Source organism: Geodermatophilus sp. SYSU D00965 (assembly GCF_054050075.1).
The window spans coordinates 49,787-60,430 of record NZ_JBJGYQ010000006.1; the positions used below are offsets into that span (position 1 = coordinate 49,787).

At 75.9% G+C, this 10,644-nt stretch carries 10 protein-coding genes; 8 read left to right on the plus strand and 2 right to left on the minus strand.

The window, feature by feature from the left end:
* Positions 1-61 precede the first annotated feature (61 nt).
* From ACI789_RS07255 to ACI789_RS07270, 4 genes are all read left to right on the plus strand, one after another.
* On the plus strand, positions 62-2,059 hold the full coding sequence (locus tag ACI789_RS07255) for a thioredoxin domain-containing protein (RefSeq protein ID WP_457007547.1): 1,998 nt from the start codon (positions 62-64) through the stop codon (positions 2,057-2,059).
* Positions 2,060-2,115: 56 nt separating this feature from the next.
* A complete protein-coding gene (locus ACI789_RS07260) occupies positions 2,116-2,742 on the plus strand; it encodes a hypothetical protein (RefSeq protein WP_457007549.1) in 627 nt (208 codons plus the stop codon).
* Positions 2,743-2,811: 69 nt separating this feature from the next.
* Positions 2,812-3,477 carry a maleylpyruvate isomerase N-terminal domain-containing protein gene (locus ACI789_RS07265; RefSeq protein ID WP_457007551.1) on the plus strand — a complete coding sequence of 222 codons (666 nt, stop codon included), beginning with the start codon at positions 2,812-2,814 and terminating at the stop codon, positions 3,475-3,477.
* Positions 3,478-3,508: 31 nt separating this feature from the next.
* Positions 3,509-4,753 (plus strand): geranylgeranyl reductase family protein, encoded by a 1,245-nt coding sequence (locus ACI789_RS07270; protein WP_457007553.1) that lies wholly within the window; start codon positions 3,509-3,511, stop codon positions 4,751-4,753.
* A 69-nt stretch (positions 4,754-4,822) separates the two neighbouring features.
* On the opposite strand, the gene trhA is transcribed toward ACI789_RS07270, so the two are convergent.
* Positions 4,823-5,605, minus strand: a complete 783-nt coding sequence (gene trhA, locus ACI789_RS07275; protein ID WP_457007555.1) for a PAQR family membrane homeostasis protein TrhA — start codon at positions 5,603-5,605, stop codon at positions 4,823-4,825.
* Between the two features lie 165 nt (positions 5,606-5,770).
* Between trhA and ACI789_RS07280 the strand changes: the two genes are divergently transcribed.
* The 4 genes from ACI789_RS07280 to ACI789_RS07295 all read left to right on the plus strand — a co-directional run bounded on the left by ACI789_RS07280 (position 5,771) and on the right by ACI789_RS07295 (position 9,490).
* On the plus strand, positions 5,771-6,550 hold the full coding sequence (locus tag ACI789_RS07280; protein WP_456920925.1) for an isoprenyl transferase: 780 nt from the start codon (positions 5,771-5,773) through the stop codon (positions 6,548-6,550).
* A gap of 13 nt (positions 6,551-6,563) precedes the next feature.
* On the plus strand, positions 6,564-7,781 hold the full coding sequence (locus ACI789_RS07285; RefSeq protein WP_457007558.1) for a DUF885 domain-containing protein: 1,218 nt from the start codon (positions 6,564-6,566) through the stop codon (positions 7,779-7,781).
* Between the two features lie 4 nt (positions 7,782-7,785).
* Positions 7,786-7,962, plus strand: a complete 177-nt coding sequence (locus ACI789_RS07290) for a hypothetical protein (protein WP_456920923.1) — start codon at positions 7,786-7,788, stop codon at positions 7,960-7,962.
* Between the two features lie 232 nt (positions 7,963-8,194).
* Entirely contained in the window at positions 8,195-9,490 is a 1,296-nt protein-coding gene (locus tag ACI789_RS07295; RefSeq protein WP_456920922.1) for a PhoH family protein, read from the plus strand.
* Between the two features lie 128 nt (positions 9,491-9,618).
* On the opposite strand, the gene ACI789_RS07300 is transcribed toward ACI789_RS07295, so the two are convergent.
* Positions 9,619-10,551, minus strand: a complete 933-nt coding sequence (locus tag ACI789_RS07300) for a type IV toxin-antitoxin system AbiEi family antitoxin domain-containing protein (protein ID WP_457007560.1) — start codon at positions 10,549-10,551, stop codon at positions 9,619-9,621.
* Positions 10,552-10,644: the final 93 nt, after the last annotated feature.

The window sequence follows — 10,644 nt, forward strand, 5'->3', positions numbered from 1 at the left end:
TGCCCCCGGCTCGCCGGCCCGCACCCGTTCGCCCGCGGGTCGGGGAGGGAAGACAGGGGTTATGCCCAACCGTCTGGCGGGCGCCACCAGCCCGTACCTGCTGCAGCACGCGGACAACCCCGTCGACTGGCGGGAGTGGGGCGAGGAGGCCTTCGCCGAGGCCCGCGAGCGCGACGTGCCCGTCCTGGTCTCGGTCGGCTACGCCGCGTGCCACTGGTGCCACGTGATGGCGCACGAGTCCTTCGAGGACGAGGCGACCGCGGCGCAGATGAACGCCGACTTCGTCTGCGTGAAGGTCGACCGCGAGGAGCGGCCGGACGTCGACAGCGTCTACATGACCGCCACCCAGGCGCTCACCGGCTCCGGCGGCTGGCCGATGACGGTGTTCACCACCCCGGACGGGCGGCCGTTCTACTGCGGCACCTACTACCCGCCGCGCCCGGCGCACGGCGTGCCCGCGTTCCGCCAGGTGCTCGCCGCGGTCACCGACGCATGGCGCACCCGCCGCGAGGAGCTGGAGTCGGCGAGCACACGGATCGTGGGCGCCATCTCCTCCCGGCTCGAGCTCGGCGCCCCCACCCCGCTGTCGGCCGCCGACCTCGACGCCGCCGTCGCCGCCGTGGCCGACGGCTACGACGAGCGGTCCGGCGGCTTCGGCGGGGCGCCGAAGTTCCCGCCGTCGATGCTGCTGGAGTTCCTGCTCCGGGCGCACGCCCGCACCGGGGACGCCCAGGCGCTGCGGATGGCCCGCGGCACGCTGGAGGCCATGGCCCGTGGCGGCATCAACGACCAGCTCGCCGGCGGCTTCGCCCGCTACTCCGTCGACGCCCGGTGGGTGGTGCCCCACTTCGAGAAGATGCTCTACGACAACGCGCTGCTCCTGCGCGTGTACCTGCACCTGTGGCGAGCGACGGGGGAGGGGTGGGCCCGGCGGGTCGCCGACGAGACCGCCGCCTTCCTCCTCCGCGACCTCGGCACGCCCGAGGGCGGCTTCGCCTCCGCCCTCGACGCCGACACCCAGGGGGTCGAGGGGCTCACCTACGTCTGGACGCCGGGGCAGCTGGTCGACGTCCTCGGGGAGGACGACGGCCGCTGGGTCGCCGAGCTCTTCGGCGTCACCGAGCGCGGGACCTTCGAGCACGGGACGTCGACGCTGCAGCTGCTGCGCGTCCCCGAGGACCCGGCGCGGTTCGCCGCGGTGCGGGACCGGCTCGCCGCGGCCCGGGCCCGCCGTCCGCAGCCGGCGCGCGACGACAAGGTCGTGACCGCGTGGAACGGGCTGGCCATCGCGGCGCTGGCCGAGCACGGCGTCCTCACCGGGGACGGCGACTCGCTGGCCGCGGCCCGCCGGGCGGCGGGGCTGCTGGCCGACGTCCACTGGGTGGACGGCCGGCTGCGCCGCGCCTCGCGGGACGGCGTCGCCGGGACGCCGGCGGGGGTGCTCGAGGACTACGGCGACCTGGCCGAGGGCCTGCTCGCCCTGCACCAGGCCACGGCGGAGGGACGGTGGCTGGAGCTGGCCGGCGACCTGCTCGACGTCGTCGCCGAGCAGTTCATCGACGAGGACGGCTGGCACGACACCGCCGCCGACGCCGAGTCGCTGGTCCACCGGCCGTTCGACCCCGCCGACGGCCCGACGCCGGCCGGGATCGCCGCGGCGGCCGGGGCCGCGGTCGCCTACTCGGCACTGGCGGGGTCGCCCCGGCACCGGGAGCTGGGCGAGGCGGCGGTGGGCTCCCTCGCCCCGCTGGTCACCAGGGCGCCGCGGGCGGCCGGCTGGGCCGCGGCCGTGGGGGAGGCGCTCCTGGCCGGACCGCTGGAGGTCGCGGTGAGCGGCCCGGCCGGCCCGGAGCGCGACGCCCTCGAAGCGGCGGCCCGGGCGTCGGCCAGCCCGGGGGCGGTGGTGGTGGCCGGGGAGCCGGACACCCCGGGCGTCCCGCTCCTGGACGGGCGGCCGCTGGTCGGTGGCCGGCCCGCGGCCTACGTTTGCCGCGGGTTCGTCTGCTCGGCCCCCGTCACCGACGTGTCCGCTCTGAGCGCAGCGATGTCCCCTTCCTGACCCGTCCCCGGCGGCTTACCGTGTAAGCGTGTAATCACCTCGCTGAGGAGGCCGTCGTGCACGGACACCACCACCGCTTCTCCGACTCGCCCTTCGCCGGCATGCGCGGCGGGTTCCGCGGCCCCGGGTTCCGCGGCCGCGGGCCCGGCGGCCGCGGCCGTGGCGGCGAGGCGCCGCCGCCCGTGGAGCGCGCCGAGGTCGCCGGCTGGTTCGCCGGGCGGCTGCCCGACGGCTGGTTCACCGGGCCGGTGGAGCTGGCGATCGACCGCGACGAGATCACCGTCGTCGGCACGCTGCCCGAGCCCTCGGCCGGCGAGGGCGACCCCGCGGCCGCCCGCGCCGGCCGGATCTCCCGGTTCCGGGAGGAGACCCGCGAGCAGCGGATGGCGATCGCCGACGCCGCCCAGGAGCGCTACGGCCGCTCGGTGGCGTGGGGCGCAGCCTGCGGGGACGACCGCGAGCTGTTCACCAACCTCTCGGTGCCGGTGATGACCCGGCTCCGGCAGCCGGAGCGGCTGGTGCTCGACACGCTGGTCGACGCCGGCGTCGCCCGATCGCGGTCCGAGGCGCTGGCCTGGGCCGTCCGCCTGGTCGGGGAGCACGCCGACGCCTGGCTGACCGAGCTGCGCGACGCCATGGCGGCGGTCGAGGAGGTGCGCGGCCGGGGCCCGTCCGTCAGCTGACGGAGGTCCACCGGGCGGTCGGGAGCCGACCGGCGACACGGGCCCGCCGCGGCTGGCACGCTGCCGGTCGTGGCCGAACCGCTCGACCTGCTGCGCACCGCCTACACCGACCTCGCCGAGGAGCTGTACCGGCTGACCGCGGCCGGCCGGGCGTGGTCCCCGACCGGCTGCGCCGGCTGGGCGGTCGTCGACCTGGGCTTCCACCTGCTCAGCGACACCCGCCGCGCGCTCGTGGCGCTCAACACCCCGGCCCCCGGTCCGGCCGACACCGACGCCGTCGACTACTGGGCGGCGTGGCGGCCCCCCGAGCCCGGCGACGAGGAGGCGCTGCGGCGCACGCGCGCGGTGGCCAGCGTCGCGGCCGAGCCCGCGGACCTCGCCGAGTGGTACGCCGAGTCGTCCGCCGCGGTCGTGGTGGCCGCCGGTCGCGTGGGACCACAGGACCTCGTCCGCACCCAGGGCCGGGTGCTCGCGGTCGCCGACCTGGTCTCGACGCTCGTGGTGGAGGCCGCCGTCCACCACCTGGACCTCGTCCGACACCTGGACCGTCCGGGACCGGCCGCCGGGCCGCTGGCCGAGGTCCGCCGCGTGCTCGAGGGCCTGCTCGGTGGGCGGCTGCCCGCGGCGTGGGACGACGCCACCGCGGCCCGGCGCGGGACCGGCCGCGAGCCGCTGGACGACGAGGACCTGGTTCTGCTGGGCGCGGCGGCGGAGCGCCTCCCGCTGTTCGGCTGAGCGGCGCCGCTGACCTGGGACACTCGACGCCGTGCCGACCGACGCCGCGCCCGCCGCCACCGACGTCCTGGTCGTCGGAGCCGGCCCCGCCGGTGCGGCCGCCGCCGCGTGGGCCGCGCGCGCGGGGCGGGACGTCGTCCTCGCCGACGCCACGGTCTTCCCGCGGGACAAGACCTGCGGCGACGGCCTCACCCCGCGGGCGATCGCCGAGCTGGACCGGCTCGGCCTGGGCGACTGGGTGCGCGCGCGGGCCCGCAACCGGGGCCTGCGCGCGGCCGGGTTCGGCCGGGAGTGGCAGCTGCCCTGGCCCGGCGGGGAGTTCCCCGACCACGGCAGCGCCGTGCCGCGCACCGAGCTCGACGCCCGCATCCGGGAGGTGGCCCTCGCCGACGGCGCCACGCCGCTGCAGGGCGCCCGCGCGGTCGACGTCGAGCGGGACGGCGACCGGGTGACCGGAGTCGTGTTCGAGGTCGGCGACGAGACGGTGACCGTCGGCTGCCGGCGGCTGGTCGTCGCCGACGGCGCCCGCTCGCCGCTGGGCCGGGTGCTGGGCCGCGAGTGGCACCGCGAGACCGCCTACGGCGTCGCCGCCCGCGGGTACGTGCGCTCCGCCCGGGCGGACGACGAGTGGATCTCCTCCCACCTGGAGCTGCGCGGCGGGGAGAGCGAGCTGCTCTCCGGCTACGGGTGGGTCTTCCCGCTCGGCGCGGCGTCCGGGCAGGTCAACATCGGCGTCGGCACGCTGGCCACGGCCCGCCGTCCGGCCGGGGTGGCGCTCAAGGCGCTGCTGGAGACCTACGCCGACGCGCGCCGGGAGGACTGGCAGCTCGACGGGCCGGTGGAGGCGCCGGCCTCGGCGCTGCTGCCCATGGGCGGGGCCGTGTCCGGCGTCGCGGGCCGGAACTGGGCGCTGGTCGGCGACGCCGCGGGCTGCGTCAACCCGCTCAACGGCGAGGGCATCGACTACGGGTTGGAGACCGGCCGCAGCGTCGTCGAGCTTCTGGACGACGACCTGTCGCGGGCCTGGCCGGCCACCCTGCAGCGGCACTACGGCGAGGCGTTCTCCATCGCCCGCCGGCTGGCCGGGCTCCTCACCGTGCCGCGGTTCCTGCCCGCGGCCGGGCCGGTCGGCATGCGCTCGCGGGCGCTGATGACCGTTGCGCTGCGGGTGATGGGCAACCTGGTCACCGAGGAGGACCGCGACGTCGTCGGCCGGGCCTGGCGCGCCGCTGGCCGGCTGTCGACCCGCCTCGACGACCGGCCTCCGTTCGCCTGAGCGGGCCCCGGTCGGGAGGGCTCGACGCACCGGGGGAACGGCACCTGGCCGCGGTCGTCTGACCGGAGGTCAGACGAAGGGCGAGTTGTACATCGCGAAGTAGACGGCGATGTAGTGGCAGATCGCCGCCACGACGGTCAGCGCGTGGAAGACCTCGTGGTAGCCGAAGACGCCCGGCACCGGGTTGGGCTTCTTCACCGCGTAGGCCACGCCGCCGAGGGTGTAGAGCACGCCGCCGACCGCGAGCAGCACCAGCGAGGTGACCCCGGCGATGTGCAGGATGTCGGTGAGGATGAAGACGGCGACCCAGCCCAGGCCGATGTAGAGCGGCACGCCCACCCACCGCGGCGCCGTCGGCCAGGTGAGCTTGAGGAAGACACCGGCCAGCGCTCCGGCCCAGACGCCGCCGAGGACCCAGTAGCCCGTCGGCTGGTCGACGGCCAGCAGCGAGAACGGTGTGTAGGTGCCGGCGATGAACAGGAAGATCATCGAGTGGTCGAGCCGCTTCATGACCTTCCAGCCGCGCGGTGACCACCGGCGGCGGTGGTAGAGCGCGCTGATGCCGAACAGGCCGCAGATCGTCACGCAGTAGACGGCGACGGAGAAGCCGGCCCGGGCGCCCAGCACCGAGCCGAGCGGGATGAGCACGGCACCGGCGACGACGGCGCCGAAGAACGCGAACAGGTGCAGCCAGCCGCGCAGCCGCGGCCGGGTGTCGGGGTGGTCCCAGTCGTCGTCGGCGAAGTCCTCCGCCGTCCAGGTGCGTTCGACCCGCTCGCCCTCGTCGAGGACCGTGGTCACCGCCTCCGCGCGGGGAGCCTCGAGCTCGGCGCTGTCCGCCTCGACCCGCACGGGCCGACGGTCACCGTCACGGGGGTCCATGAGCCGAGGTTACGCAGCCGCGGATGGGGTCGCAGGGTCACCCGGCTGTGACCCTGCTGTCAGGGTGCGACGGCTTCCGTGCAGGTCGGGAACGGTGCGCCGAGCCGCCGTCCGGGGGGCCTAGGGTGACCCCCCGTGGGGGTTCGGCAGTGGGTCCGCGACGTCCTCACCGAGGTCTACGAGCGGCGTCTCGCGCGGGCCCTGGTGGGCGCCGACACCCCCCGACACGTCGGGGTGATCGTCGACGGCAACCGGCGCTGGGCCCGCGCGATCGGGCTCGAGGACCCGAACGCCGGCCACCGCCGTGGCGCGGACAAGATCGCCGCCTTCCTGGGGTGGTGCGACGAGGCCGGCGTCGAGGTGGTGACCCTCTTCCTGCTCTCGACCGACAACCTGTCCCGGCCCGAGCCCGAACTGGTCCCGCTGCTGCGGATCATCGAGGGCGTCGCCGAGGACCTCGCCGCGCCCGACCGCCGCTGGCAGCTGCGCCCGGTCGGGGCGCTGGAGCTGCTGCCGGCCGAGACCGTCGCCGTCCTCAAGCAGGCGGAGGAGACCACCCGCGACCGGCCGGGGGCGACGGTGAACCTGGCCGTCGGCTACGGCGGACGGCGGGAGATCGCCGACGCCGTCCGCTCCCTGCTGGCCGAGCACGCCGAGCGCGGGACCTCGCTGGACGAGCTGATCGGCCTGCTGGACGTCGAGCACATCGCCGAGCACCTCTACACGCGCGGCCAGCCCGATCCCGACCTGGTGATCCGCACCAGCGGCGAGCAGCGGCTGTCGGGCTTCCTGCTCTGGCAGACCGCGCACTCGGAGTTCCACTTCACCGACGTGTACTGGCCCGACTTCCGCCGCGTGGACTTCCTGCGTGCGCTGCGCGCCTACGCCGCCCGGCACCGTCGCTTCGGTAGCTGAGAGCATCCTCGTCATGGCGGCCTCCTCCCTCGACGTCCCCCTGGAGTACGTGGAGCTGGGGCTGCGGTTCGACCGGCTGGAGTCCGGCTTCGTCGACGCCTACACCGGCGACAAGCGGATCCGCGCCGCGGTGGAGGCCGAGCCGGCCCCGACGCCGCAGCAGCTGCGGGACCAGGCACGGGCGCTGCTGCGCGAGGTGGACGTCGCCGACCTGCCGGCCGACCGCGCCGAGTTCCTCCGCGGCCAGCTCACCGGCCTGGAGTGCACCGCCCGGAGGATGAGCGGCGAGCCGGTGGCCTTCCTCGACGAGGTCTCCAGCTACTTCCAGGTCGACGTCACCCTGGGCGACCCCGCCGTGTACGCCGCGGCCCACGCCGAGCTCGACGCGCTGCTGCCCGGGAGCGGCCCGCTGGCCGAGCGGTACGCCGCGCACCGGCGCCGGGAGGAGTGCCCGCCCGGGCGGCTGGCGGAGGCGGTGCAGGCGCTCTCCAGCGCGCTGCGGGACCGGGTGCGCGGCCAGTACGGGCTGCCCGAGGCCGAGACGGTGCACTACGAGGTGGTCACCGACCAGCCGTGGTCGGGCTTCAACTACTACGAGGGCGACTACCACTCGCGGGTCGCGATCAACGCCGACCTGCCGCACCGGCTCGGCCAGCTGCCGCACCTGGTCGCGCACGAGGCCTATCCCGGGCACCACACCGAGCACTGCCGCAAGGAGCAGGGGCTGGTCGAGCGGGCCTCCCGGCTGGAGCACACGGTCTTCCTGGTCAACACCCCGGAGTGCCTCATGGCCGAGGGGCTGGCCGACCTCGGCATCCAGGCGGCGATCGGCCCGGGGTGGGGCCCGTGGGCAGCCGAGGTGCTCGGCGACCTGGGGCTGCGCTTCGACGGCCACCTGGCCGAGCGGGTGGCGGCCGCGGCGGCGCCGCTCAACCGGGTGCGCCAGGACGCCGCCGTCCTGCTGCACGACCGGGGCGCGGACGCCGACGAGGTGGCGGCCTACATCCAGCGGTGGTCGATGGTCAGCGCCGACCGGGCCCGCCAGCAGCTGCGCTTCCTGACCCACCCGCTGTGGCGGGCCTACATCACCACCTACGTCGAGGGCTTCGACCTGCTGTCGGCGTGGCTGGACGCCCGGCCGGCCGGGCAGCCCGTCGCCGAGCGGTTCGTGCGGCTGCTCGACGAGCCGCTGACGCCGGGCGCCGTCGCGCGCGAGCTGCGGTCCGCCTGACCTGATGGCTCCGCGCGACCCGGAGGAGGCCCGCGACCTGGGCCTGTGGACGGCGGGCTGGCTGGCCGTGCTCCTGGTGGGCGGGATCTGGTGGATCGGCGACCTGTCGCTGCAGTGGCCGGTGCTCCTCGTGCCCCTGGTCTGGGCGCTGGTCGCGGCCCGGCCGCGCCGGAGCCGCTGAGACTCCTGGTGCCGGTGGTGCCCCGACAGGGTGACACGACGCCGAGCGGACACGTTCCTGTCACCTCCCACGCCTACCGTCCGCGGTGGAGGACGAGCTCACCTCGCCCTCCACGGGAGGCCCGGTTGGTGCTGACGAACTCGTCGACCAGGGGGGCCGGTACCCGGCCCCTGCGCCGGGGCCCGGCCACCTTCGAGCCGGGGTGCGACCAGCGCCCCAGGGGAGTCGACCCGTGACAACTCGCCGCACGTTCGTCCTCGACACCTCCGTCCTGCTCTCCGACCCGGGCGCCCTCATGCGCCTGGGCGGCCACGACGTGGTGCTCCCGCTCGTCGTCATCGGGGAGCTCGAGGACAAGCGCAACCACCCCGAGCTGGGCTGGTTCGCCCGCCAGGCGCTGCGGCTGCTCGACGACCTGCGGGTGCAGCACGGCCGCCTGGACTCCCCGGTCCCGGTCGGTGACGACGGCGGCACCCTGCACGTCGAGCTCAACCACAGCGACCCGTCGGTGCTGCCGGCCGGGTTCCGCAACGACAGCAACGACAGCCGGATCATGGTGGTGGCGCTCAACCTGCGCGCCGAGGGCCGCGACGTCTGCCTGGTCACCAAGGACGTGCCGCTGCGGGTCAAGGCCGCGGCGGTGGGCCTGGAGACCGACGAGTACCGGGCGCTGGACGCCGTCGACGCGGGCTGGACCGGGATGGCGGAGCTGCCGCTGGACGACGCCGAGCTCTCGACGCTGTACGACGACGGCGAGGTCTTCCTGCCCGCCGCGGCCGAGCTGCCGCCGCACACCGGGTTGGTGCTGCTCTCCTCGCGCGGGTCGGCCCTGGGGCGGGTCACCCCCGACAAGCACGTGCGGCTGGTCCGCGGCGACCGGGAGGCGTTCGGCCTGCACGGCCGGTCGGCCGAGCAGCGGGTGGCGCTGGACCTGCTGCTGGACCCGGAGATCGGGATCGTCTCGCTGGGCGGGCGGGCCGGCACGGGGAAGTCGGCGCTGGCGCTGTGCGCGGGCTTGGAGTCGGTGATGGAGCGGCGGGCGCACAAGAAGGTCGTGATCTTCCGCCCGCTGTACGCCGTGGGCGGGCAGGAGCTCGGCTACCTGCCCGGCAGCGAGGGCGAGAAGATGTCGCCCTGGGCACAGGCGGTCTACGACACCCTGGGCGCGCTGGTGTCCACCGACGTGCTCGACGAGATCGCCTCCCGTGACCTCATCGAGGTGCTGCCGCTGACCCACATCCGCGGGCGCTCGCTGCACGACTCGTTCGTGATCGTCGACGAGGCGCAGTCGCTCGAGCGGGGGGTGCTGCTCACCGTGCTGTCGCGGCTGGGCTCGGGCTCGCGGGTGGTGCTCACCCACGACGTGGCCCAGCGGGACAACCTGCGGGTCGGTCGGCACGACGGCATCACCGCGGTGATCGAGGCGCTCAAGGGCCACCCGCTGTTCGCGCACGTGACCCTGACCCGCTCGGAGCGCTCGCCGATCGCGGCGCTGGTGACCGAGATGCTGGAGGACCTGCCCCTCTGACCCCGGCGGCCCGACCGCGCCGCCCCCGGCGGCTCGACCGCGCCGCCCCCGCGGCCCATTGCGGGCGTTCCTCGTGCACTGCCGGTCCTGCAGGACCCGCAGTCCACGGGGAACGCCCGCAACGGGCCTCACCCCACCCGACGTCGTCCTCGGGCCAGCGCCCGTCCGACTCGGTTCGCGACCACGTCGCCGGGAGTGAGGTCGGCCCAGGTCCAGCGGACGACGCGCCAGTCCTCGTCGCGGAGGGCGTCCTCCCGCCGCTTCTCCTCGAAGACGGCATCCCCGGCGTCCTGCCCCGGTCGGAGCGCCCGCCCGTACTTCACCCGGCCGTCGAACTCGCCGAGCACTCCCTCGGCCTCCCAGGCGAAGTCCGCCCGCCCGAGGAACACGCCGTCCGCCGAGTGGATCTCCCGTTGCAGCGTCGACGGGGACAACCCGAGCCGGTGCAGCAGGACGCGACTGCGGCTCTCCCCGACGCTCTCGCTCCGCCCGTCGGCGAGGTCCACCGCGCGCGCCGCAGCTCGGGATCCCCGTGTCCCGGCCACGCCGGCGAGGGCGCCCCGGAGCTGCTCGTGCTCCACCACCTCGGCGGCCAGGGCGGCGTCGAGGACGACCACCGCCGGCTCGAGCGGCAGCGTGCGCGCCAGGTCGAGGGCCGTGCGCACCGGTGAGGTCACCGCCACGCCGTCCACCGTCACCACCTCGTCGTCCCGCAGCCGGGCGACGTGGCTGCGCAGCAGGCGGCCGGCCTCGCTGGAGGCGGGTGGACGGCGGGTCACGTGGACCCGGCCGAGACCCACTCCCCAGAGGGGCAGGCCGTGCAGCACGGCAGCCGACTGGTGGCTGACCACGGCGGGCCGCCGCAGGCCGGTCAGCGTGGCCCGCACCAGCAGGCGGTGCCGCGCGACCGGGTCCACCGGAACGGCGCCCGGCAGGTAGGCCCCGCGACGGAGTCGCGCCAGTCGGCCACCGCGGGTGTGCCGGGCCAGCTCGTCGTCGGACCAGCCCGTGGCGACCGCGGCGCGGCGCAGCAGGACCTCGTCGTGTGGGTGCGGCTCCATGCGACCGACGGTGTCCGACTGCCGGCACCACCAGCGGCCGCGGCCCCGGTCCGTGGATGGCCGCGGAACCTGTGGAGAACGCGCAGTGCCGGG

What these genes read in the sequence shown, in the direction of transcription:
- ACI789_RS07255 (WP_457007547.1), top strand. Translation starts at nt 62, where the DNA reads ATGCCCAACCGTCTGGCGGGCGCCACCAGCCCGTACCTGCTGCAGCAC.
- ACI789_RS07285 (WP_457007558.1), top strand. Translation starts at nt 6,564, where the DNA reads ATGGCGGCCTCCTCCCTCGACGTCCCCCTGGAGTACGTGGAGCTGGGG.
- ACI789_RS07290 (WP_456920923.1), top strand. Translation starts at nt 7,786, where the DNA reads ATGGCTCCGCGCGACCCGGAGGAGGCCCGCGACCTGGGCCTGTGGACG.
- ACI789_RS07300 (WP_457007560.1), bottom strand. Translation starts at nt 10,551, where the DNA reads ATGGAGCCGCACCCACACGACGAGGTCCTGCTGCGCCGCGCCGCGGTC.